25 protein-coding genes and 1 pseudogene are annotated in these 24,445 nt (G+C 66.4%); 13 read left to right on the top strand and 13 right to left on the bottom strand.

Annotated features, from left to right (window positions below):
- The first annotated feature begins 46 nt into the window (after positions 1-46).
- Complete coding sequence (locus NQV17_RS06775; RefSeq protein ID WP_257770707.1) at positions 47-1,294, top strand: aconitase X; 1,248 nt, start codon at positions 47-49, stop codon at positions 1,292-1,294.
- A complete protein-coding gene (locus tag NQV17_RS06770; protein WP_257770705.1) occupies positions 1,287-1,736 on the top strand; it encodes an aconitase X swivel domain-containing protein in 450 nt (149 codons plus the stop codon). Before NQV17_RS06775 ends, NQV17_RS06770 begins: the two co-directional genes overlap by 8 nt.
- Positions 1,737-1,756: 20 nt before the next feature.
- On the opposite strand, the gene NQV17_RS06765 is transcribed toward NQV17_RS06770, so the two are convergent.
- The 3 genes from NQV17_RS06765 to NQV17_RS06755 form a co-directional block, all read right to left on the bottom strand.
- Positions 1,757-2,359, bottom strand: coding sequence for a hypothetical protein (locus NQV17_RS06765; RefSeq protein ID WP_063927861.1), 603 nt, complete (start codon positions 2,357-2,359; stop codon positions 1,757-1,759).
- Positions 2,356-2,796: a hypothetical protein gene (locus NQV17_RS06760; RefSeq protein WP_235879219.1), complete on the bottom strand. Its 441-nt coding sequence runs from the start codon at positions 2,794-2,796 to the stop codon at positions 2,356-2,358. Before NQV17_RS06760 ends, NQV17_RS06765 begins: the two co-directional genes overlap by 4 nt.
- Before the next feature lie 215 nt (positions 2,797-3,011).
- Positions 3,012-4,094 (bottom strand): AraC family transcriptional regulator, encoded by a 1,083-nt coding sequence (locus NQV17_RS06755; protein ID WP_044847562.1) that lies wholly within the window; start codon positions 4,092-4,094, stop codon positions 3,012-3,014.
- 76 nt (positions 4,095-4,170) lie between these two features.
- Between NQV17_RS06755 and NQV17_RS06750 the strand changes: the two genes are divergently transcribed.
- Entirely contained in the window at positions 4,171-6,204 is a 2,034-nt protein-coding gene (locus NQV17_RS06750) for an NADPH-dependent 2,4-dienoyl-CoA reductase (protein ID WP_257770699.1), read from the top strand.
- Positions 6,205-6,228: 24 nt separating this feature from the next.
- On the opposite strand, the gene NQV17_RS06745 is transcribed toward NQV17_RS06750, so the two are convergent.
- Both NQV17_RS06745 and NQV17_RS06740 read right to left on the bottom strand, forming a co-directional pair.
- A complete protein-coding gene (locus NQV17_RS06745) occupies positions 6,229-6,639 on the bottom strand; it encodes a DUF2471 family protein (RefSeq protein WP_044847560.1) in 411 nt (136 codons plus the stop codon).
- Between the two features lie 291 nt (positions 6,640-6,930).
- Positions 6,931-7,824, bottom strand: a complete 894-nt coding sequence (locus NQV17_RS06740; protein WP_257770696.1) for a LysR family transcriptional regulator — start codon at positions 7,822-7,824, stop codon at positions 6,931-6,933.
- Positions 7,825-7,910: 86 nt separating this feature from the next.
- Here NQV17_RS06740 and NQV17_RS06735 point away from each other — a divergent pair, with 86 nt between their 5' ends.
- Both NQV17_RS06735 and NQV17_RS06730 read left to right on the top strand, forming a co-directional pair.
- Positions 7,911-8,696 (top strand): NAD(P)H-dependent oxidoreductase, encoded by a 786-nt coding sequence (locus tag NQV17_RS06735; protein ID WP_257770695.1) that lies wholly within the window; start codon positions 7,911-7,913, stop codon positions 8,694-8,696.
- Between the two features lie 152 nt (positions 8,697-8,848).
- The gene (locus NQV17_RS06730; protein WP_257770693.1) at positions 8,849-10,039 is read left to right on the top strand and encodes a hypothetical protein; all 1,191 of its coding nucleotides are present in this window, start codon (positions 8,849-8,851) and stop codon (positions 10,037-10,039) included.
- A gap of 99 nt (positions 10,040-10,138) precedes the next feature.
- Here NQV17_RS06730 and catC read toward each other — a convergent pair whose 3' ends face one another.
- From catC to NQV17_RS06715, 3 genes are read right to left on the bottom strand one after another with little or no spacing between them, the layout of a single operon-like run.
- Positions 10,139-10,429, bottom strand: a complete 291-nt coding sequence (gene catC, locus NQV17_RS06725) for a muconolactone Delta-isomerase (RefSeq protein WP_044847557.1) — start codon at positions 10,427-10,429, stop codon at positions 10,139-10,141.
- A 43-nt stretch (positions 10,430-10,472) separates the two neighbouring features.
- Complete coding sequence (gene catA / locus NQV17_RS06720) at positions 10,473-11,375, bottom strand: catechol 1,2-dioxygenase (protein WP_044847556.1); 903 nt, start codon at positions 11,373-11,375, stop codon at positions 10,473-10,475.
- 36 nt (positions 11,376-11,411) lie between these two features.
- Positions 11,412-12,545 carry a muconate/chloromuconate family cycloisomerase gene (locus NQV17_RS06715; RefSeq protein WP_257770690.1) on the bottom strand — a complete coding sequence of 378 codons (1,134 nt, stop codon included), beginning with the start codon at positions 12,543-12,545 and terminating at the stop codon, positions 11,412-11,414.
- 91 nt (positions 12,546-12,636) lie between these two features.
- Here NQV17_RS06715 and NQV17_RS06710 point away from each other — a divergent pair, with 91 nt between their 5' ends.
- On the top strand, positions 12,637-13,527 hold the full coding sequence (locus NQV17_RS06710) for a LysR family transcriptional regulator (protein WP_257770688.1): 891 nt from the start codon (positions 12,637-12,639) through the stop codon (positions 13,525-13,527).
- Between the two features lie 256 nt (positions 13,528-13,783).
- Here NQV17_RS06710 and andR read toward each other — a convergent pair whose 3' ends face one another.
- Positions 13,784-14,740 (bottom strand): anthranilate 1,2-dioxygenase regulatory protein AndR, encoded by a 957-nt coding sequence (gene andR, locus NQV17_RS06705; RefSeq protein WP_257770686.1) that lies wholly within the window; start codon positions 14,738-14,740, stop codon positions 13,784-13,786.
- 210 nt (positions 14,741-14,950) lie between these two features.
- Between andR and andAc the strand changes: the two genes are divergently transcribed.
- The 5 genes from andAc to NQV17_RS06680 all read left to right on the top strand — a co-directional run bounded on the left by andAc (position 14,951) and on the right by NQV17_RS06680 (position 19,738).
- On the top strand, positions 14,951-16,222 hold the full coding sequence (andAc, locus tag NQV17_RS06700; RefSeq protein ID WP_044847583.1) for an anthranilate 1,2-dioxygenase large subunit AndAc: 1,272 nt from the start codon (positions 14,951-14,953) through the stop codon (positions 16,220-16,222).
- Between the two features lie 17 nt (positions 16,223-16,239).
- Positions 16,240-16,725 carry an anthranilate 1,2-dioxygenase small subunit AndAd gene (gene andAd / locus NQV17_RS06695; RefSeq protein WP_044847552.1) on the top strand — a complete coding sequence of 162 codons (486 nt, stop codon included), beginning with the start codon at positions 16,240-16,242 and terminating at the stop codon, positions 16,723-16,725.
- Between the two features lie 25 nt (positions 16,726-16,750).
- Positions 16,751-17,077 (top strand): anthranilate 1,2-dioxygenase ferredoxin subunit AndAb, encoded by a 327-nt coding sequence (gene andAb, locus NQV17_RS06690; RefSeq protein ID WP_044847551.1) that lies wholly within the window; start codon positions 16,751-16,753, stop codon positions 17,075-17,077.
- A complete protein-coding gene (andAa, locus tag NQV17_RS06685; RefSeq protein WP_257770681.1) occupies positions 17,067-18,287 on the top strand; it encodes an anthranilate 1,2-dioxygenase system ferredoxin--NAD(+) reductase in 1,221 nt (406 codons plus the stop codon). Before andAb ends, andAa begins: the two co-directional genes overlap by 11 nt.
- 164 nt (positions 18,288-18,451) lie before the next feature.
- A complete protein-coding gene (locus NQV17_RS06680; protein ID WP_044847549.1) occupies positions 18,452-19,738 on the top strand; it encodes a DUF445 domain-containing protein in 1,287 nt (428 codons plus the stop codon).
- A gap of 36 nt (positions 19,739-19,774) precedes the next feature.
- On the opposite strand, the gene NQV17_RS06675 is transcribed toward NQV17_RS06680, so the two are convergent.
- The 4 genes and pseudogenes from NQV17_RS06675 to NQV17_RS06660 form a co-directional block, all read right to left on the bottom strand.
- Positions 19,775-20,077, bottom strand: a complete 303-nt coding sequence (locus NQV17_RS06675; protein WP_257770678.1) for a HigA family addiction module antitoxin — start codon at positions 20,075-20,077, stop codon at positions 19,775-19,777.
- Positions 20,078-20,089: 12 nt separating this feature from the next.
- Positions 20,090-20,248: pseudogene (locus tag NQV17_RS06670) on the bottom strand (type II toxin-antitoxin system RelE/ParE family toxin); the annotation flags it as partial.
- Positions 20,245-20,544 (bottom strand): addiction module antidote protein, encoded by a 300-nt coding sequence (locus NQV17_RS06665; RefSeq protein ID WP_006750245.1) that lies wholly within the window; start codon positions 20,542-20,544, stop codon positions 20,245-20,247. The pseudogene NQV17_RS06670 and the gene NQV17_RS06665, both read right to left, overlap by 4 nt.
- Before the next feature lie 3 nt (positions 20,545-20,547).
- Positions 20,548-20,865, bottom strand: a complete 318-nt coding sequence (locus NQV17_RS06660; protein WP_121858857.1) for a type II toxin-antitoxin system RelE/ParE family toxin — start codon at positions 20,863-20,865, stop codon at positions 20,548-20,550.
- Between the two features lie 395 nt (positions 20,866-21,260).
- On the opposite strand from NQV17_RS06660, the gene NQV17_RS06655 reads away from it, so the two are divergent.
- Entirely contained in the window at positions 21,261-22,901 is a 1,641-nt protein-coding gene (locus tag NQV17_RS06655) for an acetolactate synthase large subunit (RefSeq protein WP_044847547.1), read from the top strand.
- 28 nt (positions 22,902-22,929) lie between these two features.
- A complete protein-coding gene (locus NQV17_RS06650; RefSeq protein WP_257770668.1) occupies positions 22,930-24,363 on the top strand; it encodes an aldehyde dehydrogenase family protein in 1,434 nt (477 codons plus the stop codon).
- Positions 24,364-24,445 lie beyond the last annotated feature (82 nt).

Here is a 24,445-nt window from a genome sequence, read left to right as displayed (position 1 = left end):
TGACAAAAGCGATCCGGATCCACCGGACGAGACACGAGGAGCCCCCATGCTGCAGTTGAGCGAACGCGACGACGCGATGTTGCGCGGCGCATTCGGCGACGGCGTCGCACGCGCGATGCGGATCGTCGCGCGCACGGCCGAGGTCATGTCGGCGCCGCACCTGATCGACATCACGTCCGCGCATATCGACGGCTGTCTTTACCACGGCCGGACCAGCCTCGACTTCGTCGAGTATTTCGTCGACAACGGCGCGCGGGTCGCGGTGCCGACCACGCTGAACGTCGGGTCGCTCGACCTGATCCATCCCGAGCTGTATCACGGCGACCGCGCGATCCAGCGCGACGCGCAGCGCCTGATGGATGCGCATCTGCAGCTCGGCTGCGAATCGAGCTTCACGTGCGCGCCGTATCAGCTGAAGAATCGTCCGCGCCTCGGCGAGCAGATCGCGTGGGCGGAATCCAATGCGATCGTGTTCGCCAATTCGGTGCTCGGTGCGCGTACCAGCCGCTACGGCGACTTTCTCGACCTGGCCGCCGCGATCACCGGGCGTGCGCCGTATGCGGGGCTGCACGTCGAAGCGAATCGCGCGGCGCGGATCGTGTTCAACGCGCCGGACTTCGGCAACCGGCCCTCGCGCGACATCTATTTCGCGGCGCTTGGGCTTCTGATCGGCCGGATCGCCGGCGCGACCGTGCCGGCGATCGTCGGGTTGCCCGCGGACACCACCGAAGACGACCTCAAGGCGCTCGGCGCGGCTGCCGCATCGAGCGGGGCGGTCGCGCTGTTCCATGCGGTGGGCGTCACGCCCGAGGCGCCGACGCTCGACGCCGCGTTGCACGGGCGGGCGGCGCAGCGCACGGTCGATGTCGCGATGGCCGATCTCGACGAGATCCGCCGCACGCTGAACCACGGCGCGGCCGGCGATGCGCTCGTCGCGGTCGCGCTCGGCACGCCGCACTTCTCGCTGGCCGAGTTCCGCACGCTCGACGCGCTGCTCGATCAGTTCGACGGCCGGCCGAAGTGCGATTTCTACGTGAACACGAGCCGCTTCATCCTGTGGGAGCTGGGCGAGCTCGGGCTCGCCGGCAAGTTCGACGCGCGCGGCATCCAGATCGTCGTCGATACCTGCACGTACATCACGCCGGTCATGAAACAGCTGTCGGGCCTGGTGATGACCAACTCGGGGAAGTGGGCGTCGTATGCGCCCGCGAACATCGGCGTCACGGTGGCGTACGGCAGCATGCGCGAGTGCGTGCGTTCCGCGTTCGAAGGAAAGGTGCGATTCGATGACTGATGCAACGATCGGGAAACTGACGGGTGACACGCTCGTGCCGGGCAGCGCATGCGCGAAGACGATCGTGCTCGACAAGCCGCTCAGCTTCTGGGGCGGCTACGACTCGGGGGCGGGGCGGATCGTCGATCGCGGACATCCGCAGGCGGGCGCGAGCCTCGCCGGCCGGGTCATGGTGATGCCGCACGCGAAGGGCTCGAGTTCGAGCAGCAGCGTGCTCGCGGAAGCGGTGCGCAACGGCACGGGGCCGGTCGGGATCGTGCTGAAGGAGCGCGATCTGATCATCTCGATCGGCGCGATCGTCGCCGCCGAGCTATATGCGATCGCGGTGCCGGTGGTGTGCGTGACGGACGCGGTGTACGAGGCGATCGTCGCCGCGAACGGCGAGGTGCGGATCGAGGCGGGTGAGGGTGACGGCGGTGCGTGGATTCACGTCGGTGGCTGACGCGTCGCGCGCTCGTCGGCTCAGAGGAAGCGGATGTGCGGCGCATCTGCCGCCTTGAGCGACAGCGCGTTTTTTGCCGCATTCATCTCGCGTCTGCCGCCGGGCTGATTGAGCCGTCGGATTTCGGGCCAGGCAATCACGCCGAACACCGAACGCAGGATGGTGCTTAGCGCGAGGAAGCCGAGCGCGGTTCCGCCAAACCACGCAAAGATGTCGAGCATGCCGTCCGTGCTGCCTTGTAGCGCGGACATGATACCGATGGCGAACGCGACGGTGATCAGAACGCCGATCGTCACGATGACATCGGTTCGGGCGCTGGCGACGCGTGCGAGACGAACGAGATAGATCGAACCGTCAGTCACGTTGCGGATGCCGCAGATTGCGAGATTATCGCGCCACGCGGCATACGCGACATCCAGCCGGTCGCCCGCAACGACGAACAGGTCGCGTGTCGCGCCGGTCCGGAGCGTCAGCGGCGCATCGAAAGCGTCGAGTCGAAGCTCGATCTCCTCGATGCTTTGCGTGGTCCAGCCGAGGTTGTTGCTCCAGACCTTCGTACTGATCGTCTTCTGACTGACGGACGTCACGCAGCCGGACGCGATTCGCATGGAACGATCGGTCATACGTTGCTCCGTTCGAATGTGATCCGGTGCGGCTGGCATTGCCACTTTTCCTGGGCTTCGCGCCGTTGCGGCCGGAACACCAGTTCGGACAAGCCGGCGATCGAGAGCAGCGTGCCCAGCATGCTGATGATGCTGACGAACATGGTCAGCGCGAGGACGAGCGCCCAGCCGGATTTGAACGCGGCGCTACCGATCAGCAGGCTCAGCGCGAACACGCACGACGCCCATGTGAGCAGCGACAGATTACGTTCCTTTTGCGCGAGCGCGTCGTAGGGCTGAATCGTCAGATCGTTGCTGGTGATCCACGCGATTCGGCGACGACCATGGTCGTCGAAAACGCACGCGCGCACCGCCATCCCGGGTTTCAACAGATCGACCTGCTTGAACGCGTCGGCGTCGATATCGTCGGCGCAAAGGAAGTAGCAGGCGTCCTGCATCGTCACGCGATAAATCGGCACCTTCTTGTTGTCGACCGCGATACGGACCAGGTTCGTATCGATACGGTCGATCGTCGACTCGATCACGGTGGTGTGACTGGACATGGGTGGAAGCGGGCGTCGGCCCGTATCGCGTTGGCGTGGCATTCATCATACCGATGACAATGAAATGGGGGCCACGCGTATGGCGGTATGGTGCCACCCACGTTTTCCCGTTATTCGTGCGCGGTTCCCGCCGCAGCTTCCCGATACGCACTCGGCGTCTGCCCGGCCCAGCGCCGGAATGCGCGCGTGAAATTCGCCGGGTCGGTGAACTGCAGCCGCTCGGCGATCGTCTTCAGGTCGAGGTCCGACGCGCAGAGCAATTGCTTCGCGTCGCGAAACCGCGCTTCGTCGAGCAGTTGCCGATAGCTCGACCCGGCGTCCTCGAGCCGGCGCCGCAACGTGCGCGTCGATACGAGCAGCGCGTCGGCGAGCGCCTCCGGGCTCGAATAGTCGCCGGCCGTTCGCGCCAGTTCCGCGCGCACGCGCTCGACGAGATCGCCTTCCTCCTGGCGTACCTGCGCATACTCGCGCTCGACCTGCACCAGCGCCTGCCGGTGCGCGACTTCGTCGGCGAGCGGCAGCGGCCAGTCGAGCACGTCGTGCGCGATCCACAGCGCGTTCGCCGCGCAGCCGAATTCGACCGGCGGCAACTGGTCGCGATAACGCGCGAAATAACCCGGCTCGGGCCACGTGAAGCGCAGCACGATCGGCGGCGACGCGCGTCCGGACCACTGCGAGATGTTCTGCGCGAGCCCCGTCAGCACGAACTCGAACATCACGTGATGCTGCAGCACGGGGCTCGCCTGCACGCCGTGCAGCTCGAGCGTCGCGCCGTGCGCGTCCTCCGCATAGGTCAGCCGATATTGGCGGTTGCGCATCCGGAAGTAGCGCTGCGTGACGACCAGCGCTTCCCGGATGTCCCGCGCGGTCAGCGTCGCATAGCCGAGGAAGCCGTGCACGGTCGGTTTCAGCAGCAGCCCGAACGCGAGCCCGATGCCCGGATCGCCGCCGATCTCGATCGCGTTGAGCACGAGCCGGCCCCATTGCGACGGCGCGACGCGCGCGTCCGGTTCGGCCAACACCGCATCGCGCAGCCCGGTGCCCGCGCGCACCGCGGCCAGGTCGACGCCGCGTGCGGCCAGCGCCTGCAGCAGCAGGCGCGTATAGGCGACCGGAATCGTCGGCCGGCGTAGCCCGAGGTGATCCTTGCGAGACGGGGAGGTCATGTCGATTTGGCCGGAAATGACAAGCATTATGGCTGTTTGCCCCCTCACGTTCAAGGCGGCGTGCGGCCTACGATGACACGCATCGCTTACCGGCAGGATCATCATGACGACCTCCTTTCCCCATCTGCTCGCGCCGCTCGACCTCGGCTTCACCACGCTGAAGAATCGCGTGCTGATGGGGTCGATGCATACGGGCCTCGAGGACAGCCGCAAGACGCTGCCGCGGCTCGCCGACTATTTCGCCGAACGCGCACGCGGCGGCGTCGGCCTGATCGTGACCGGCGGCTTCGCGCCGAACGTGGCGGGCTGGACCAAGCCGTTCGGCGGCACGCTGATGACGTCGGCCGGCGCGCGGCGCCATCGCGTGATCACCGACGCCGTGCATGCTGACGACGGCAAGATCGCGCTGCAGATCCTGCATACCGGCCGCTACGGCTACCACCCGTTCGCAGTCGCGCCGTCGAAGATCAAGTCGCCGATTTCGCCGTTCGCGCCGCGCGAACTCAGCGCGAGCGGCGTGGAGCGGCAGATTCGTGCATTCGTCCGCTGCGCGCAGCTCGCGCGCGAGGCCGGTTACGACGGCGTCGAGATCATGGGCTCCGAGGGCTATCTGATCAACCAGTTCATCTCGATGCATACGAACAAGCGCACCGACCAGTGGGGCGGTTCGTACGAGAACCGGATCCGCCTGCCGATCGAGATCATCGAGCGCACGCGCGAAGCGGTCGGGCGCGACTTCATCCTGATCTACCGGCTGTCGATGCTCGACCTGATTCCCGACGGCAGCGACTGGAGCGAGACCGTGCAGCTCGCGAAGGCCGTCGAGCGCGCGGGCGCGACCATCATCAACACCGGGATCGGCTGGCACGAGGCACGCGTGCCGACGATCGCGACGTCGGTGCCGCGCGGCGCGTTCGCGTGGGTGACGAAGAAGATGAAGGGCGAGGTCGGCATTCCGCTCGTGACGACCAACCGGATCAACCGGCCCGAAGTGGCCGAGCAGATTCTCGCGGACGGGTGTGCGGACATGGTGTCGATGGCGCGTCCGCTGCTCGCGGATGCCGAGTTCGTCGTCAAGGCCGCGCAGGGCCGCGCCGACGAGATCAACACCTGCATCGGCTGCAACCAGGCGTGTCTCGACCACGCGTTCAGGAACAAGATCGCGTCATGCCTGCTGAACCCGCGCGCCTGCCACGAGACCGAGCTGATCTACACGCGCGTGCAGCAGCCGAAGCGCATCGCGGTGGTCGGTGCCGGGCCGGCCGGGCTTGCATGCTCGACCGTGCTCGCGCAGCGCGGCCACCACGTCGACCTGTTCGACGCGGCGCCGGAGATCGGCGGCCAGTTCAACATGGCGAAGCGGATTCCGGGCAAGGAGGAGTTCGACGAAGCGCTGCGTTACTTCGGCCGGCAGGTCGAGCTGACCGGCGTGAACCTGCACCTGAATCGCCGCGTCGACGCGAGCGACCTGATCGCGGGTGGTTACGACGAGATCGTGCTCGCGACCGGCGTGGCGCCGCGCGACCCGAAGATTCCCGGCCAGGACGGGCCGAACGTGCTCAGCTATATCGACGTGCTCGCCGGCAGGCAGCCGGTCGGCCGGCGTGTCGCGGTGGTCGGCGCGGGCGGCATCGGCTTCGATGTCGCCGAGTATCTGGTGCAGGACGGCGAGTCGCCGACGCTCGATCTGGAAGAGTGGAAAGCGGAGTGGGGCGTGACCGATCCGGCCGCGACGCGCGGCGGCGTGACGCGCGCGCAGGTCGCGGCGCCCGCTCGCGAAGTGACGCTGCTGCAGCGCAAGGCCGCGCCGCTCGGCAAGGGGCTCGGCAAGACGACCGGCTGGATTCACCGCGCGACGCTGAAGATGAAGCAGGTGAAGATGATCGGCGGCGTGAACTACGAACTGATCGATGCGCGCGGGCTGCACGTGTCGTACGGCGAGCAGCGCACCGATCACGAACTGATCGAAGCCGACACGATCGTGTTGTGCACGGGGCAGGAGCCGCAGCGCGCGCTGTTCGCGCCGCTGCAGGCAGCCGGACGCTCCGTGCATCTGATCGGCGGCGCGGAACTGGCGGCCGAGCTCGATGCGAAGCGCGCGATCGATCAGGGCGCGCGGCTCGCGGCGCGGCTGTGACGGTACGGCCGCGAGGCGCCGCCGTCACTCCATCTCGACGCGTTGCGTCTCGCGCTCTTCCGCTTCCAGCATCGCCTTGACGATCAGATAGACGGCGGGCAGATCGTCGTCGTCGCGCTTCCAGTCGACGGCTTCCTCGACGTCCGCGGCGACCATCCGGCTGTCGCGCAGCCGGATGAAGGCGTCGACGACCATCGGATCGTTGCGGTTCAGGAAGCCGGTGTTCGAGAACGCCAGCTCCTCGACATTCAGCAGTGCCTGCCAGCTCATCGTGCGGACGGCGGCCGGATGGCTGCGACGCCGCAAGCCGAGCGCCCGCTGCGCGGGGCCGCCGACGACACGCTGAAGATCGACGACCGCTTGCCGCGCGGCGCGCTCGAAGTGGACGGGGTTGAAGCCGGGTTGCTCGGGATCGAATGCGGATGACTGGAACATGGTCGCCTCACAAAAGTCCGACCGTCATGGGTGACGGAATTCGGGTCAAATGGAACAAAATCACTGTAAATATATACAGTGTCCGAGGCGGTTTCAAGTGCTGAATGAAGGTGTTTGTGCGGCGATCGGATTCGGGCGAGCGGCGAGGACGGTCGGCGAAGGCGGCCGACGCATGAAGCCGCATTGGTAAGAAGCCCGTTTCTGCTGCGTGCTCTTCGCTGCATCGCGCTGCGCACGTCGTGTCTCGGAACCTCGCGGTGGCCTCACTGCGCCGACCGCCCGTCTGGCGATCTACACCGAAGCGGCGATCGTCTCCCGCAACCATCGATGCGCCGGATCGCGATGCACGCGTTCGTGCCACAGCATCGACATCTCGTAGCCGGGCACCTCGACCGGCGCCTCCACGACGCGCAATGCGGGCGTGTTGCGCACCAGCCGCTCGGGCAGCATCGCGACGAGGTCCGTGCTGGCGAGGGCCGTCATCACGAACAGGAAATGCGGCACCGATAGCACCACGCGCCGCGTGGCGCCGGCTTTCGCGAGCGCTTCGTCGGTCACGCCGAAGAAGCCGCCGCCGTCAGGCGACACGATCACGTGTTCCAGCGCGCCGAACTGCGCGAGCGTCGGGCGGCGCTTCAGTTTCGGATGACCGGCGCGGCCGACCAGCACGTAGCGCTCGACGAACAGCGGCAGGCGCCGCATCCCTTCCGGCGAACCGTCTGTCGTGTGGAAGGCCAGGTCGATACCGTTGCGCTCGGCGTCCTGCTCGAGGCGCGGCGGCACGAGTTCGACGACGGCGAGGCGCGTCGCGGGCGCAGCCGAGCGCAGCGTGTTCAGCGCGGGCAGCACGATCGTCGATTCGCCGTAGTCGGTTGCGGCCACGCGCCACGTATTCGTCGCGGTTGCCGGATCGAACGGCGTGGCCGTCAGCACCGCGCGTTCGACTGCTTCGAGCGCATCTCGCAGCGGCTCGCGCAGCGTTTCCGCGCGCGCGGTCGGCCGCATCCCGCGCGGCCCCGGCAGCAACAGCGGATCGCCGAACAGGTCGCGCAGTTTCTGCAGCTGCACGCTGACCGACGGCTGCGACATGTTCAGTTTCTCGGCCGCCCGCGTGACGTTGTGCTCGGCAAGCAGCACGTCAAGCGTGACCAGCAGGTTCAGATCCAGTCGTCTGAGATTGTTCATGGCTATACCTGGAATATCGGGAATTCATTTCCAATATACCGTTGGCGGCAGCATCCTGCAGTCATTCCATCAACGGAGCAGTGAACATGAACGTGCTGATCGTCTACGCCCATCCCGAACCGCGCTCGCTGAACGGCGCGCTGCGCGACTTTGCCGTCGAGCATCTCGAAGCGGCAGGCCATGCCGTGCAGGTGACCGATCTGTATGCGATGAACTGGAAGGCCGCGTTCGACGCGGATGACGTGACCGACCGTGCGCCCGATGCGCGCTTCGATCCCGCACTCGATTCGAAGCGCGCGTTCGAGACGGGCACGCAGCGCGACGACATCGCGCGCGAGCAGGACAAGCTGAAGTGGGCCGACGCGGTGATCCTGCAGTTTCCGCTGTGGTGGTTCTCGATGCCGGCGATCATGAAGGGCTGGGTCGAGCGCGTATATGCGTACGGCTTCGCGTACGGCGTCGGCGAGCATTCCGACCTGCACTGGGGCGACCGTTACGGCGAAGGCTCGCTGGCGGGCAAGCGCGCGATGGTGATCGTCACGACGGGCGGCTGGGAGTCGCATTACAGCGCGCGCGGGATCAACGGGCCGATCGACGACGTGCTGTTCCCGATCCAGCACGGGATTCTGTATTACCCGGGGTTCGACGTGCTGCCGCCGTTCGTGATTTACCAGACGCACCGGATGGACGACGGGCGCTTCGACGAAACGCGTGCGGCGCTCGGCAAGCGTCTGGACGAACTGTGGACCGCGCAGCCGATTCCGTTCCGGCGACAGAACGCGGGTGACTACGACATTCCGGCGCTGACGCTGAAGGCGGAGATCGCGCCGGGGAAAGCGGGATTTGCCGCGCATCTGGCGCGCGAATATTGATTGCGCGTGCGAAGCCATCGCAGGAAAGCGCGATGTGGGCATGTCGACACGTGCGGTCAAATCGAGTAATTTCCGGAGATCGACGGGATTCGTCTGAATAATGAGCCGGTACCGCCTGCGCAGCGAATCCGTCTCGACGGAGAACAACAATCATGACTTCCGAACACACGGGCCAGACGGAACCCAGTGAAAACGACGCTCGCGACAGCCTGCTGATGGTACTCGAAGCCGGCGGCTATCTGACCGAGGAACAGGCGGCGCGCGTCGCGCAGCGCCTGAAGGACGCACCGGCCGAGCTTCCCGACACGAATTACGCTCGTACGCTGCTCGACTGGTTGATTGCCGAGGGCTACACGACACACGAAGCAGAGGCGAAGGCGACGCACGAACTGCTGGACGGTCACTTCGCCGATATCCACACGAAATTCGTGCTGCTGCAAATGCTGAAGACGCTCGATCCGCCGCGGTTCGAACAGCGTCTGAGCGAAACGGTCGCGTCGATCCAGCGCGAACACAAGAAGAAGCAGATGCTTATCGGCTTCGGCGGCCTGGCCGCCGCGCTGGCGGTGGGCGCCTACCTATTATGGCCCGCGCAGGCGCCCGCGTGCGCCGCGTCGAGCACGATCAAAACACTGAATTCGCTGATGTTCGACGCGCGCATGGACACAATGCGCAAGAATCCGATGCAGATGCTCGAACCGGGCAACACGTCATTTCCGACCGTCAGCAATCATCGCGAAGTCGGTTACGACGAGGCTACTCGCGCGCGTGGCTGCCTGGCGGACCTGAGTGTCGCCGACCAGCACACGACGCTCGGCTATGTGATCCGTCGCGACGACAAGGACAAGAGCGAATTCGTCGTGCAGACGCTACCCTCCGAATACGTGGCGGCCCGCTATAGCGTACGGGGCCTCGATCCGAAGCTCGGCGCGCCGCTCGGGCGGGATGTCATCGGCACGACGTTCATGGCGGGTGTCGCGCAGATCGACAAGGACGTGTCGGCGCGCTCGCCCGATCACGGCTGGACGCCTCCCGGCGACGACGACGTCCCGGCGACGCTGACGAACGGCGTGTTGGGCGTGATGCCGGCTGCCGATTGCAAGCAGCTCGGCGGTGACCGTGTGTCGTGCCCGTTGCTGATCGACTATCGCGATCCGTTGCTCGGCGCGATCGGCGCACCGTCGATGCTGCAACTGAAGGGGGATTTCACATTCGTCAAGAATGGCAGCGGCTGGAAAACCGCCGACGATTTCACCGAGACGCTGCTTCAGGCGATCGTCGCGCGACGCATCGCGAAGGTATATGGCGACAAAGTCGCCGATAAGATGGAGGCGCAGAAGTAGTCGTACTGCAATCCCATCTGGCGCTTCGGATGCCGAAATGAAACGGGTGGCCCGCAATTCGATTGCGGGCTGCCCTTTTTATCGGTGCTCGACCGCCGGTTACCGATCATCTTCCCGCACCGAAGAAGGATGCCGGCACAGCGCCCGCACTTCCATCTCCATATACGGAAACAACGGCAGCTGACTCAACAGGTCATGCAGCTGCTGCACGCTTTCGACGTCGAAAATACTGACGTTCGCATACTTCCCCGCGATCCGCCACAGATGCCGCCAGACGCCTTCGTTCATCAGCCGCTGGCACATCGCCTTCTCTTCGGCCTTCAGCGTGGCCGCCTTGACCGGATCCATGTCCGCCGGCAGGCGGACGGTCATTTCCACATGAAACAGCATCCTGCGCTCCTTGCGTTGTCGATTCGCCGAACGGGACGGCCGCTCAGGCCTGCGCCCGCACCCGTTCGACTTCGCTCGCCGGCACGTCCTGCTTGTCCTTGAGCAGCGAGAAATCGAAGTCGATCAGCGCGAACTGCCCGTCGACGCCATACGGCTTGCCTTCCGCGCCCTCGGCCTGCCTGATCTTCGGGATCAGCCCTTCGCGGGTCGCGAATGCGAAGTCGTCCCAGATATGCGGATCGCCCTCGATGTTGATCTGCGTCGTCAGCTTACGATATCCGTCCGCGGAAACGAAGAAGTGGATGTGCGCCGGACGATGACCGTGGCGACCGAGCTGGTCGAGCAACTGCTCGGTCTTGCTGCCCGGCGGCACGCTGTAGCCGACCGGCAGCACGCTGCGGAAGCTGTAGCGGCCCTCGGCATCGGTGCGGATCGAGCGGCGCAGGTTGAACGCCGGTTGCGACTGATCGAAGTACGAGTAGTTGCCCAGATGGTTCGCGTGCCATACCTCGACGAGCGCATTCGCGAGCGGCGTGCCGTCCTGGCCGAGCACTTGGCCGCGCATGATCAGCGTCTGGCCCGGATCGGTGCCGTCGTCGAGACGCGCGTGGCCGACCGATTCCGGTGCGCCCGCGACATACAGCGGCCCTTCGATCGTGCGCGGCGTGCCGCCGTGGAAGCCGGCCTTCTCCTCGGCCTCGTCCATCCGCACGTCGAGGAAGCGCTCGAGGCCGAGGCCCGCGGCGATCAGCCCGAATTCACGGCCGGCTTCGTTCAGGTAGTTGAGCGCGGTCCAGAACTCGCTCGGCTGCACGTCGAAATCCTCGATCGTGTAGCAGAGGTCCTTCACGATCCGGTTGACGATCGCGCGCACGCGCGGATTGCCGGGCTTTTCCGCGGCGTCGTCGAAGGTTTTCAGCAGGGCGTCGATGGCTTGCTTGTTCATCTGTGTCTCCGGTTTCGGTTGTCGTGTCGTGCGGGATCAGCGGGCGTCGCGTCGCATCCGTTCGATGCGGGCCCAGTCGAAGGTGATGCCGAGGCCGGGCGCGGCCGGCAGGTGCAGCTTGAAATCCTGGTAGCGCAGCGGCTCGACGAGGATTTCCTCGGTGAGCAGCAGCGGGCCGAACAGCTCGGTGCCCCATTTCAGCGAGCCGAACGTGCTGAACAGTTGCGCGGACGCCATCGTGCCGGCCGCGCCTTCGAGCATCGTGCCGCCGTACAGGTCGATGCCGGCCGCCGACGCGATCGATGCGACGCTCGCCGCGCCGAGCAGGCCGCCCGACTGCGCGATCTTCACCGCGAACACGTCGGCCGCGCGGTCCTGCGCGAGCGCGAACGCATCGACGGGACCGTGCAGCGCTTCGTCGGCCATGATCGGAATGTGCGCGAGCTGCGTGAGGCGTTTCAGCCCCGCGCGATTGGTTGCGGCGATCGGCTGCTCGACGAGGCTCACGCCGGCGTCCGCGAGTCGTGCGCCGGCGCGGATCGCGTCGGTTTCGGTCCAGGCCTGGTTCACGTCGACACGCACGTCGCCGCGCTCGCCGAGCGCGCGCTTGATCGCGATCACGTGCGCGACGTCGTCGTCGACCGCGTTCGAGCCGATCTTCAGCTTGAATGCGCGATGGCGGCGTGCGTCGAGCATCGCCTCGGCTTCCGCGATGTCGCGCTGCGTGTCGCCGCTCGCGAGCGTCCACGCGACGTCGACCGCGTCGGTCGTGCGGCCGCCGAACAACTCGGACAGCGGCACGCCGAGGCGGCGCGCCTGCGCATCGAACAGCGCGGTTTCGAGCGCGCACTTCGCGAACCGGTTGCCCTGGAACAGCTTGCGCGCACGCGCCATCGCAGCGCCCGGACGCGTCGCGTCCATGCCTTGCAGCAGCGGCGCGAAGTAGGTGTCGATGTTGACCTTGATGCTCTCGGGGCTCTCCTCGCCATACGCGAGCCCGCCGATCGTGGTCGCCTCGCCGACGCCTTCGATACCGTCCGTGCATCGAACGCGAACCAGCACGAGGGTCTGGCAATTCATCGTGGTGACCGACAGTTTGTGGGGCCGAATCGTCGGCACGTCGACGAGCAGCGTGTCGATGCGTTCGATGGTGGCGGCAGTTGCTATCATGCGATTCCTCCTGTTGGTGCACATGGTAGGAATTCCCGCCCGGCGTCGTCCAACACTCTTTCCGACTACTTCCATACCTTTGAGGCATGAAATGGAATTGCGCCAGCTCCGCTACTTCATCGCCGTCGCGGAGGAAATGAACATCACGCGGGCCGCGGAGCGGCTGCACATGACGCAGCCGCCGCTGAGCCGCCAGCTCCAGGCGATCGAGGACGAGGTCGGGCTGCCGCTGTTCGAGCGCGGCGCGCGGCCGCTGAAACTGACCGACGCGGGCCGCGTGTTCTATGCGCAGGCGACGCGGGTCGTCGAACAGGCCGACGAGCTCGGCCCGCTGACGCGGCGGCTCGCGCAATTGTCGGAGCGGATCGTGATCGGCTTCGTGCCGTCGACGCTCTATGGCGCGCTGCCGGACGTGATCCGCGCGTTTCGCGAGGCGCAGCCGGACGTCGAGCTGTCGTTGATCGAAATGTTCACGCTCGAGCAACTCGGCGCGCTGAAGGGCGGGCGGATCGACGTCGGGTTCGGCCGCCTGCGCTTCGACGACGACCAGCTCGTGCGCGAGGCGCTGATCGAGGAAAAGCTGATCGCGGCGCTGCCGGTCGGGCATCCGCTCGCCGATCCGGACCGGCCGCTGACGCTCGCGGACATCGCGAACGAGACGCTGATCGTCTATCCGAGCACGCCGCGGCCGAGCTTCGCGGACCAGCAGTTGTCCGCGCTGCGCGACGGCGCGCTCGTGCCCGCGGCCGTGCACGAGGTGCGTGAACTGCAGACGGCGCTTGGCCTCGTCGCCGCGCAGGTGGGCGTGTCGCTGGTGCCGGAAAGCGTGGAAGGCGTGCGCGTGAAGGGCGTCGTCTACCGGCGGCTGCCGGAACCCGCGGCGACGTCGCCGATCATCATGAGCCGCCGGCTGCACGGCGAAAGCGCCGCGACGACCGCGTTCTGCGCGATCGCGCGGGCGATGATCGCGCCGGCGGCGTAGGGCCGGTCGTTTCCGTATCAATTGCAACTAACGGTCAATTTCGCCACGCTACGCCGAATGCGGAGAGGGCATCGCGATGCGATGTCATTTGCCGTAGATGCAGGCGCGCAGCGAGGCGATCAGGCCGATCAGCCCGATCAGGCCGGCAGTCGGCAAGGAGGCAAGGAGGCAAGGAGGCAAGAGGTAAGGCGGTAAGGCGCAAGACAGCAAGGGCCAAGGCCGCAAGGCAACCGACCCCGACAAGCCCGGCACCCGCCTACCGCTTCCCGTCGAGCGTCTCCGACGGCGATTCGCCGAACTTCTCCCGGTACGCGATTGCGAACCGCCCGAGGTGCGTGAACCCGCAATCGAGTGCGATATCGGCGATCCGTCGCTCGGACGCCGACCCACGCAGCAATTCCCGCGCATGCTCGAGCCGCGTCGCGCGCAGGTATTGCATCGGGCTCATTCCGCGGAACTGCAGGAAGGCGTCGCGCAGCGTCCGCTCCGGCACGTTGGCGGCCTGGACGATGTCGGCGAGCTGCAGCGGCTGCGCGTAATGCGCGTTCACGAACTCCTGCGCGCGCCGCACGAAGCCCGGCGCAGGATCGAGGCGCGCGCTCGGTAGCGACGGCGGGTGGCCTTCGATCAGCAGATCGATCAGCAGGTGCTCGAGCTGCGACGCGACGCGAGGGTTGGCATTCGCACGTTCGAGCAGCTCGGGCGAGCGGGCGACGAGCATCAGCTGCTGGCGCCACGCGGCGAGCGCGGCATCGCTGATGTGCAGCACGGGGTCGAGCATCGCGCGCGGGTCGCCGGTCAGCGCGCCGACGGTCGCGGCATCGATGCGCAGCACGAACTGCTCGCAGTCGGCGGAGAGCACCGCGTCGAAGCGCTCGCCGGGCGCGCACAGCACGCCCGTCTGCCCGTCGACGCCGAGCCGGCGGCCCATCGCGTGGACTTCCGCCTGCCCGGACAGGCAGAACATCAGCAGGTAATAGCCGTCGACGGCGTCGACCTGCACGCGCATCGCATCGCCGAACGCGATGGTGCCGATCCCGAGCCCGCCGAGCCGGACGAAATCCATATGCGATGCGCCTTGCACGCGCCCGCTCGGCAGCAGCGCGTGCGGCTGCATCACGCGCGAGATCCGCTCGCGCGTCTCGTCGAGATCGCGGGATTCGAACAGCCGGTGCGCGCGCAGCGCAAGCGGCTCGAACGACGTTGGGGACATGGGCATCGGCCTTGGTGTGGACGCGCGCTTCGATCCGACGAATGGGTCGCGATCATGCGCCGGGTCGCGTGTGTCGCCATGCTAGCGCAGAAATCCGCCGAAAGTGGATATTGCGCCGCCGCAATCGCACTTTCCGGATAGACGCCGAATATTAGCTTTTCAAAAATCGGCTCCATGGAATCAACGAACCGGAACCACAAGGAGTCCGACATGGAGCAGACAGAATCGCCCGTCGTATTCGCCACGCGCGACGACGCGTCCGATGTGCGCTTTCCGCACGAAGACGGTTCGCGCGTGCCGTACAAGGTGTTCAGCTCGCGCGCGGTCTACGATCGCGAGCAGGAACGCATCTTCCGCGGGCCGACCTGGAATTTCGTCGCGCTGGAAGCGGAAATCCCGAACGCAGGCGACTTCAAGAGCACGTTCGTCGGCGATACGCCGGTCGTCGTCACGCGCACCGAGGACGGCACGCTGTCCGCGTGGGTGAACCGCTGCGCGCACCGCGGCGCGCAGGTCTGCCGCAAGTCGCGCGGCAACGCGAGCTCGCACACGTGCGTCTACCACCAGTGGAGCTTCGACAACCAGGGCAACCTGCTCGGCGTGCCGTTCCGGCGCGGCCAGAAGGGGATGACCGGGATGCCGGCCGACTTCGACCCGAAGCAGCACGGGCTGCGCAAGCTGCGCGTCGACAGCTATCGCGGGCTCGTGTTCGCGACCTTCAGCGACGACGTGGCGCCGCTGCCCGAATACCTGGGCGAGCAGATGCGTCCGTGGATCGACCGGATCTTCCACAAGCCGATCGAGTATCTCGGCTGCACGCGCCAGTATTCGAAGTCGAACTGGAAGCTGTACATGGAGAACGTGAAGGATCCGTATCACGCGAGCATGCTGCACCTGTTCCATACGACCTTCAACATCTTCCGCGTCGGGATGAAGGCGCGCTCGATTCCCGATGCGAACCACGGGCTGCACAGCATCATCACGGTGACGAAGACGGGCGACGACACGTCGGCCGCATACAAGCAGCAGAACATCCGCTCGTTCGACGAGGGTTTCCATCTCGAAGACGAGTCGATCCTCGATCTCGTATCGGAATACGACGAGGACTGCACGAACCACATCCAGCCGATCTTCCCGCAGCTCGTGATCCAGCAGATCCACAACACGCTGGTCGCGCGCCAGATCCTGCCGAAGGGGCCGGACAACTTCGAGCTGATCTTCCACTTCTTCGGCTACGCGGACGACACGCCCGAGCTGCGCGCGCTGCGCATCAAGCAGGCGAACCTCGTCGGGCCGGCCGGCTACATCTCGATGGAGGACACGGAGGCGACCGAACTCGTGCAGCGCGGCACGGTGCGCGACGCCGACGCGACGTCGGTGATCGAGATGTCGCGCGGCAATCCGGACCAGCAGGACACGGTGATCACCGAAAGCCTGATCCGCAAGTTCTGGGTCGGTTATCAGAAGCTGATGGGATATTGAAGCGGGAGCGCGGAACGATGGAAAACCTGACGGAAGACATGAAGACGTGGTTCGAGATTTACATGCTCCAGAACCGCTACATCGGCCACCTCGACAACGACCGGCTCGAACGCTGGCCGGAGATGTTCACCGAGGACTGCACGTACGAGATCGTGCCGAAGGAGAACGCGGATCTCGGGCTGCCGGTCGGGATCGTCCACTGCACGAACCAGCGGATGCTGCGCGACCGAGTGGTGTCGCTGCGACACGCGAACATCTTCGAAGAGCACACGTACCGGCACATGACGTCGGGCCTCACGATCGTCGCCGAACGCGACGGCGAGATCGACACCGAGAGCAACTACGTGGTCGTGCAGACGCGCAGCAACGGCGAATCGAACGTGTACCAGGCCGGCAAGTATTACGACACGGTCGTGCGCACGCCCGACGGGCTGCGCTACAAGACCAAGCGCGTGATCTACGACACGTCGCGCGTGCAGACGCTGCTCGCCACCCCGATCTGACCGATCCGACAGCCAAGGAAACGACATGACCGAAGCAACGCTCGCCGAATGGCACCCGCTGGGCACATTCGACGAATTCTCCGAAGACGAACCGGCGGCGCGCGTCGCCGGCCAGAAGCCGATCGCGGTGTTCCGGATCGGCGACGAACTGTTCGCGATGCATGACCTCTGTTCGCATGGTCACGCGCGCTTGTCCGAAGGCTATGTGGAAGACGGCTGCGTCGAATGCCCGCTGCACCAGGGGCTGATCGACATTCGCACGGGTGCGCCGAAATGCGCGCCGATCACCGAGCCGGTGCGGACCTATCCGATCCGGATCGTCGACGGGCAGGTGGAAGTCAATGTCGGCTGACCCGTTCGTGATCGTCGGCGCCGGCCACGCGGCGCGGCGCACGGCCGAGGCGCTGCGCGCGCGCGACGCCGACGCACGCATCGTGATGATCGGCGCGGAGCGCGAGCTGCCGTACGATCGGCCCGCGCTGTCGAAGGACGCGCTGCTGACGGACGGCGGCGAGCAGCGCGCGTTCATCCGCGACGCCGCGTGGTACGACGCGCAGCGCATCGAGTTGCGGCTCGGCTCGCGTGTCGACGCGATCGACCGCGCTGCGCAGCGCGTGCGGCTCGACGACGGCGCGACGGTGCCGTACACGCGGCTCGTGCTCGCGACCGGTTCGCGCGTGCGTGCGTTCGGCGGGCCGGTCGACGAAGGCGTCGTCCCGCATTACGTGCGCACCGTGGCCGATGCGCGTGCGTTGCGCGCGCAGCTCGCGCCGGGGCGTCGCGTGGCGGTGCTCGGCGGCGGCTTCATCGGCCTCGAAGTGGCGGCCGCGGCGCGCCAGCTCGGTTGCGACGTGACGGTGATCGACCCGGCTGCGCGCCTGCTGCAGCGTGCGTTGCCGGAAGTCGTCGGCGCGTATGCGCGGCAACTGCATGACGCGCGCGGCGTGCTCTTCCAGATGGCGACGCTGCCGCGCGCGATTCGCCGCGCACCGGGCGGCGGTGCGATCGTCGAGACCGATCGCGGCGACGTGCCGGCCGATATCGTGGTCGTCGGGATCGGCGTCGTGCCCAATGTCGAACTCGCGCAGGCGGCCGGCCTCGAGGTCGACAACGGGATCCGTGTCGATGCGGGATGCCGGACGGCCGATTGCGCGATCTTCGCCGCCGGCGAAGTGACGATGCATTTCAATCCGCTGCTCGGGCGTCACGTGCGGATCGAGTCGTGGCAGGTCGCGGAAAACCAGCCGGCCGTCGCGGCGGCGAACCTGCTCGGCGCGGACGAAACCTATGCCGAGCTGCCGTGGCTGTGGTCCGATCAGTACGACTGCAACCTGCAGATGCTCGGCCTGTTCGGCAGCGAGCGGACGACCGTCGTGCGCGGCGATCCCGCGAGCGGGCCGTTCACGGTGTTCGGGCTGGGCGACGACGGGAAGATCGTCGCGGTGGCCGCGGCGAACCTGGGGCGCGACATTGGCGCGTCGCGGCGGTTGATCGCAGCAGGGGCTGTGCCCGATCCGGCGAAGCTCGCCGATCCGGCGGTGAACCTGAAAACGTTTCTCTGAGGCAAGGCGCGAACGTGGCCGGGGCGGCCGTGTTCGCGTCGGATCGCTTGAACGCAGGAAGAAGCCCGTTCAGGACAACATTCCCGCCGCGCGCATCGCGCACGGGTTTGTCGCGGGCCGGCGATCGGTGCATATTAGCGGCATTGCCGTTTCACCGGTCGCCCATGACGACAGACAAAGCCCTCGAACTGAAACGCAGCAAGCGCCGCGCGCTCTGGCTGCTGCTGGCCGCCGTCGCGGTATTCGTCACGACGATCCTGCTGCCGCGCGGCCCGTGGGTCGACGGCTTCAAGGCGGTGGCCGAGGCTGCGATGGTCGGCGCGCTCGCCGACTGGTTCGCGGTCGTCGCGCTGTTCCGCCGTGTGCCGATCCCGTTCGTGTCGCGCCACACCGAAATCATCCCGAAGAACAAGGACAAGATCGCCGACAACCTCGCGGTGTTCGTGCGCGAAAAATTCCTCGGCCCCGACGCACTCGCCGCGCAGATTCGCCAGCACGATCCCGCGCAGAAGCTCGGCGCATGGCTCGGCGAGCCCGCGAACACCGACGCGCTCGGCGGCTACGTGACGAAGCTGATGAGCTTCGCGCTCGACATGACCGACGACGCGCGGATCCAGTCGTTCGTGCACGACGCGTTTCGCGCGGTGATCGACCGGATCGACCTGTCCCAGTCGGCCGGCGCGATCCTCGATACGCTGACGAAGGACGGCCGCCACCAGGCGCTGCTCGACGATGCGATCGAACAGGTGGTCGACGTGCTCGACAAGGAGGAGAACCGCGAGGTGATCGCGGGCTTCATCGTCGAATGGCTGAAGACGCAATACCCGAAGATCGAGAAGATCATGCCGACGCAGTGGTTCGGCGAGAACGGTGCGCGCATGCTGGCGAGCGCGGTGAGCCGCGTGCTCGAGGGCGTGGCGGCCGATCCCGAACACGAGCTGCGGCAGCGCTTCGACCGCACGGTCGTGCGGCTGACCGAGCGGCTGAAGCACGACCCGGCGTTCATCGCGAAGGGCGACGAGATCAAGCGCTACATCCGCGACGGTGACGCGTTCAACGACTACGTGCGCGATTTGTGGGACCAGTTGCGCGCATGGCTGAAGGCCGATCTCGCACGGCCCGATTCGACGCTGCACCGGCAGGCCGCGACGCTCGGCGGCTGGCTCGGCGCGCGGCTCGCGGAGAGCCCGGCGCTGCGCGCGTCGCTGAACGAGCACATCGAGAAGGCCGTGCACGAGATGGCGCCGGATTTTGCGGATTTCCTGATGCGTCACATCCGCGACACGGTGCGCAACTGGGATGCGCGCGAGATGTCGCGGCAGATCGAGCTGAACATCGGCAAGGACCTGCAGTACATCCGCATCAACGGCACGCTGGTCGGCGGGCTGATCGGGCTCGGGCTGTATCTGGTGTCGCTGGTGCCGCGCTGGGCGGCGGGGTGGCTGCATTGATGCGGCTGCGCTGGCGAACGACCGCGTCGGTCGTGTCTATGCGTGCGTGCGTTCACGCGGTTCGACCTTGCGGTCGATCTCGCTGCGCGTCGGCAGAGTCTTCAGGTCGTAAGCGGCCTGCAGGTTCAGCCAGAATTCCGGCGACGTATCGAAGTAGCGCGCGAGCCGGTAAGCCGTGTCGGCGGTGATGCCGCGCCGTTCCTTGACGATTTCGTGCACGCGCGTCGCCGGCACGTTCAGCGCGAGCGCCAGCGCATTGACGCTCATTTCCAGCGGAACCAGGAATTCTTCCCGCAGGACTTCGCCCGGATGAATCGGGCGCATTCCGTTCTTGAGCATGCGAGGCTCCAGTCAGTGATAGTCGACGATCTCGACCTGGGCGGGGCCATCGTCGTGCCATTCGAAACAGATCCGCCATCGCTCGTTGATGCGGATGCTGTGCTGGCCCTCCCGATCGCCGTGTAACGCTTCGAGCCGGTTGCCGGGCGGGGCCCGCAGATCGCGCATCACGCGTGCGCTTTCGCGCCGTGCAGTTGCAGGCCGAGCGCCTTGATCACCTTCAGGATCGTGCCGAAGCTCGGATTGCCGTCGTGCGACAGCGCCTTGTACAGCCCTTCGCGCGACAGGCCCGCGTCGCGCGCGACCTGCGACATGCCGCGCGCGCGGGCGATCACGCCGAGCGCATGCGCGATGAAGGCCGGGTCGTCGCCGGCTTCCTGCAGGCAGGCCTCGAAGTAGTCGGCCATGTCGTCGTCGGTCTTCAGGTGTTCGGCCGAATCCCACGGCCGGGTCTTGATCTTGTCCATCGGTTACTCCAGATCGAGCCGCTCGAGCATCGCATGGGCGGCGCGGATGTCCGCCTGTTGCGTCGACTTGTCGCCGCCGCAGAGCAGGATCACCCATATCGTTCCGCGCCTGACGTAGTAGACGCGATAACCGGGGCCGTGGTCGATACGCATTTCGACGACGGGCGAGCCGGCGGATTTCCAGTCGCCCGGATTGCCCATCGACAGGCGGTCGATGCGGGCCTGGATGCGCCGCCTGGCGACGCGATCCTGCAGGCCGGCAAACCACGCGTCGAAGACATCGGTGGTCCGGATACTGAACGTAGGGGCACTGTAGGGCATGGATCTCGGTATGTCAACCGTGGTTCACAGGTTCGATGAATGAAATTGGCTTGCCCCCAACGATAGGGCCGCGCGCGCCGCTTGAGGTCGAATTGGCCGTCAGGCCGACCCTTTCGCGCGACCGGACCCGGCCATTCGGCCGAAGTCGGAATTCCGCGAATCCGTCTACAATCAAAAACGTCCTTGCCGCCCGCGCGTGCTTGCTGCGCGCGGGTGAATCCGTTTGTCTTCCTGCACAGGGAGGCGCCGTCGTGCGTTGCACACGTTGCTCCGCACGGCGGGGAGTGCCGTGGTTTGTGTCCAGTAGGTAAAGCGTCCGCGTGCCGTAGGCCGGCGCGCGTTCTGAACGTCGCGCGCCCGTAAGCCGGGCAGGCGGCATCAACCGAGAGTCCCCCATGAAAGCATCGGATCTGTTCGTGAAGGCGCTGGAAGCCGAAGGCGTCGAGTACGTGTTCGGCATTCCCGGCGAGGAAAACCTCGATCTGCTCGAATCGCTGCGGCGCTCGAAGATCAAGCTCGTGCTGACCCGGCACGAGCAGGCGGCCGGGTTCATGGCCGCCACCTACGGCCGCCTGACGGGCCGCACCGGCGTGTGTCTCGCGACGCTCGGGCCGGGGGCGACCAACTTCGTGACGGCTGCCGCGTATGCGCAGCTCGGCGGCATGCCGATGCTGATGATCACCGGGCAGAAGCCGATCAAGTCAAGCAAGCAGGGTCACTTCCAGATCGTCGACGTCGTCGACATGATGCAGCCGCTCACGAAGTTCACGCGGCAGATCGTGTCGATCGGCAACATTCCGTCGGCGGTGCGCGAGGCGTTCCGCCGCGCGGAGGAGGAGCGTCCGGGCGCCGCGCACCTCGAACTGCCGGAAGACATCGCGCACGAGGAGGGCGACGGCAAGCCGATTCCGCGCAGCTACAGCCGGCGGCCGGTGGCAGAGGAGAAGGCGGTCGCGCACGCGGTCGACGCGATCCAGGCCGCGCGTCACCCGCTGCTGATGATCGGCGCGGGCGGCAACCGCAAGACGACCTGCAAGATGCTGCTCGAATTCGTCGACAAGACGGGCATCCCGTTCTTCACGACGCAGATGGGCAAGGGCGTGATCGACGAAACGCATCCGCTGTGGCTCGGCAATGCGACGCTGTCCGACGGCGACTTCGTGCACCGCGCGATCGAGCATGCGGACTGCATCATCAACGTCGGCCACGACGTGATCGAGAAGCCGCCGTTCTTCATGCGCACGGACGACAAGACCGTGATCCACGTGAACTTCCTCGGCGCGCAGGTCGATCCCGTCTACTTCCCGCAGATCGAAGTGGTCGGCGACATCGCGAACGCGGTGTGGCAGATGAAGGAAGCGGTGACGCCGCAATCGCACTGGGATTTCGAGCGCTTCAAGATGATCAAGGCGCATTTCGACGCGCACCTCGAGAAGGGCCAGCACGATCCGCGCTTCCCGATGTATCCGGTGCGGATCGTGAACGACCTGTACAACGCGCTGCCGGTCGACGGGATCGTCTGTCTCGACAACGGGATGTACAAGATCTGGTTCGCGCGCTACTGGCGCGCGCACGAACCGAACTCGCTGCTGCTCGACAACGCGCTCGCGTCGATGGGCGCCGGCCTGCCGTCGGCGATCGCGACGAAGATCGTGCATCCGCAGCGCAAGGTGATCGCCGTCTGCGGCGACGGCGGCTTCATGATGAATTCGCAGGAACTCGAAACGGCCGTGCGGCTGAAGCTCGACATCGTCGTGATGATCCTGCGCGACGATGCGTTCGGGATGATCCGCTGGAAGCAGGAAAACATGAACTTCCCCGATTTCGCGATGACGCTGAAGAACCCCGATTTCGTGTCGTATGCGCAGAGCTACGGCGCGCATGGGCATCGCGTCGAAGCGGCCGACGATCTCGGGCCGCTGCTGCGCGACTGCTTCGCGACGCCGGGCGTGCACGTGATCGACGTGCCGATCGACTATTCGGACAACGAGCGCGTGCTCAACCGCGAAATCAAGCGCCTGTCGGCGCAACTCTGAATCCGCCGTTCACCGGAAGGAGCGTTCCATGCTGAAGGATACCTATCCGTACTATCTGGCCAACGAGGCCGTCTACGCGAACACCGATCTCGAAGTCACCGACAAGTTCAGCGGCAAGGTCGCGACGCGCGTCGCGCTGGCCGACGCGAAGGCGATCGATGCGGCCATCGGCGCGGCGGTCGACGCCGCGAAGCCGATGCGCGAGTTGCCGGCCTACAAGCGGCAGGCGGTGCTCGACCATTGTGTCGCGCGCTTTCGCGAGCGCTTCGACGAGCTGGCCGAGGCGCTGTGCATCGAGGCCGGCAAGCCGATCAACGATTCGAAGGGCGAAGTGACGCGGCTGATCGATACGTTCCGCGTCGCGTCCGAGGAGTCGGTGCGCATCGACGGCGAAGTGATCAACCTCGAGATCTCGGCCCGCGCGCAAGGCTACACCGGCTATACGCGGCGTGTGCCGATCGGCCCGTGCTCGTTCATCTCGCCGTTCAACTTCCCGTTGAACCTCGCCGCGCACAAGGTCGCACCGGCGCTGGCCGCAGGCTGTCCGTTCGTGCTGAAACCCGCGAGCCGCACGCCGATCGGCGCGCTGATCATCGGCGAGGTGCTCGCCGAAACCGACCTGCCGAAGGGCGCATTCTCGGTGCTGCCCGCGCATCGCGACGGCGCGGACCTGTTCACGACCGACGAGCGCTTCAGGCTGCTGTCGTTTACGGGCTCGCCCGCCGTGGGCTGGGCGCTGAAGGAGAAGGCCGGCAAGAAGAAAGTCGTGCTGGAGCTCGGCGGCAACGCGGCGGCGATCGTCGACGCGGACCAGCGCGACCAGCTCGACTACGTGGTCGAGCGTCTCGCGTTCGGCGCGTATTACCAGTCGGGCCAGAGCTGTATCGGCGTGCAGCGGATCCTCGTGCATGCGGACCTGTACGACGCGCTGCGCGACAAGCTGGTCGCGAAGACGCGTTCGCTGAAGATGGGCGATCCTAAGGATCCGTCGACGTTCGTCGGCCCGATGATCTCGGAATCCGAATCGCGCCGCCTGTCGGGCTGGATGGATGCGGCCGTCGCGGCGGGCGCGAAGATCGTCGCGGGCGGCAAGGTCGACGGCGCGATGTTCGAGGCGACGCTGCTGGAAAACGTCGGCCGCGAACAGGACCTCTACCGCAAGGAGGCATTCGGTCCGGTCGCGATCCTCGAGAAGTTCGAGCGATTCGACGATGCGCTCGCGCGCGTCAACGACAGCGACTTCGGCCTGCAGGCCGGCGTGTTCACCGATTCGCTCGCGCATGCGCAGCGCGCATGGGACGAACTGGAGGTCGGCGGCGTCGTGATCAACGACGTGCCGTCGTTCCGCGTCGACAACATGCCGTATGGCGGCGTGAAGGATTCGGGGCTCGGCCGCGAAGGGATCCGCTACGCGATCGAGGACATGACCGAGCCGCGCCTGATGGTCGTGCGGCGCCGCTAGCGCGAGAGGCGCCGCATGACGGCACGCGGGCGGGCGCATCGCGCCGGCCCGCGTGCCGTTTTCGTTTCGGCGCACACCGACG

The organism is Burkholderia sp. SCN-KJ (assembly GCF_024656005.1).
In the GTDB taxonomy this organism is placed as follows: Bacteria; Pseudomonadota; Gammaproteobacteria; order Burkholderiales; family Burkholderiaceae; genus Burkholderia.
The sequence above is the reverse complement of the archived record's forward strand: the minus strand, read 5'-3'. Positions and strand labels throughout refer to the sequence as shown.

Excerpts from the sequence above, each read along its gene's own strand:
- NQV17_RS06680 (WP_044847549.1), top strand. The coding sequence starts at position 18,452 with ATGACGACAGACAAAGCCCTCGAACTGAAACGCAGCAAGCGCCGCGCG.
- NQV17_RS06660 (WP_121858857.1), bottom strand. The coding sequence starts at position 20,865 with ATGCCCTACAGTGCCCCTACGTTCAGTATCCGGACCACCGATGTCTTC.
- catA (WP_044847556.1), bottom strand. The coding sequence starts at position 11,375 with ATGAACAAGCAAGCCATCGACGCCCTGCTGAAAACCTTCGACGACGCC.
- NQV17_RS06665 (WP_006750245.1), bottom strand. The coding sequence starts at position 20,544 with ATGGACAAGATCAAGACCCGGCCGTGGGATTCGGCCGAACACCTGAAG.
- NQV17_RS06650 (WP_257770668.1), top strand. The coding sequence starts at position 22,930 with ATGCTGAAGGATACCTATCCGTACTATCTGGCCAACGAGGCCGTCTAC.
- NQV17_RS06710 (WP_257770688.1), top strand. The coding sequence starts at position 12,637 with ATGGAATTGCGCCAGCTCCGCTACTTCATCGCCGTCGCGGAGGAAATG.
- andAa (WP_257770681.1), top strand. The coding sequence starts at position 17,067 with ATGTCGGCTGACCCGTTCGTGATCGTCGGCGCCGGCCACGCGGCGCGG.
- NQV17_RS06755 (WP_044847562.1), bottom strand. The coding sequence starts at position 4,094 with ATGCTTGTCATTTCCGGCCAAATCGACATGACCTCCCCGTCTCGCAAG.
- NQV17_RS06655 (WP_044847547.1), top strand. The coding sequence starts at position 21,261 with ATGAAAGCATCGGATCTGTTCGTGAAGGCGCTGGAAGCCGAAGGCGTC.
- NQV17_RS06735 (WP_257770695.1), top strand. The coding sequence starts at position 7,911 with ATGAACGTGCTGATCGTCTACGCCCATCCCGAACCGCGCTCGCTGAAC.
- NQV17_RS06740 (WP_257770696.1), bottom strand. The coding sequence starts at position 7,824 with ATGAACAATCTCAGACGACTGGATCTGAACCTGCTGGTCACGCTTGAC.
- andR (WP_257770686.1), bottom strand. The coding sequence starts at position 14,740 with ATGTCCCCAACGTCGTTCGAGCCGCTTGCGCTGCGCGCGCACCGGCTG.
- NQV17_RS06730 (WP_257770693.1), top strand. The coding sequence starts at position 8,849 with ATGACTTCCGAACACACGGGCCAGACGGAACCCAGTGAAAACGACGCT.
- NQV17_RS06750 (WP_257770699.1), top strand. The coding sequence starts at position 4,171 with ATGACGACCTCCTTTCCCCATCTGCTCGCGCCGCTCGACCTCGGCTTC.
- andAc (WP_044847583.1), top strand. The coding sequence starts at position 14,951 with ATGGAGCAGACAGAATCGCCCGTCGTATTCGCCACGCGCGACGACGCG.
- andAb (WP_044847551.1), top strand. The coding sequence starts at position 16,751 with ATGACCGAAGCAACGCTCGCCGAATGGCACCCGCTGGGCACATTCGAC.
- NQV17_RS06760 (WP_235879219.1), bottom strand. The coding sequence starts at position 2,796 with ATGCAGGACGCCTGCTACTTCCTTTGCGCCGACGATATCGACGCCGAC.
- catC (WP_044847557.1), bottom strand. The coding sequence starts at position 10,429 with ATGCTGTTTCATGTGGAAATGACCGTCCGCCTGCCGGCGGACATGGAT.
- NQV17_RS06770 (WP_257770705.1), top strand. The coding sequence starts at position 1,287 with ATGACTGATGCAACGATCGGGAAACTGACGGGTGACACGCTCGTGCCG.
- NQV17_RS06715 (WP_257770690.1), bottom strand. The coding sequence starts at position 12,545 with ATGATAGCAACTGCCGCCACCATCGAACGCATCGACACGCTGCTCGTC.
- NQV17_RS06765 (WP_063927861.1), bottom strand. The coding sequence starts at position 2,359 with ATGACCGATCGTTCCATGCGAATCGCGTCCGGCTGCGTGACGTCCGTC.
- NQV17_RS06745 (WP_044847560.1), bottom strand. The coding sequence starts at position 6,639 with ATGTTCCAGTCATCCGCATTCGATCCCGAGCAACCCGGCTTCAACCCC.
- NQV17_RS06675 (WP_257770678.1), bottom strand. The coding sequence starts at position 20,077 with ATGCTCAAGAACGGAATGCGCCCGATTCATCCGGGCGAAGTCCTGCGG.
- NQV17_RS06775 (WP_257770707.1), top strand. The coding sequence starts at position 47 with ATGCTGCAGTTGAGCGAACGCGACGACGCGATGTTGCGCGGCGCATTC.
- andAd (WP_044847552.1), top strand. The coding sequence starts at position 16,240 with ATGGAAAACCTGACGGAAGACATGAAGACGTGGTTCGAGATTTACATG.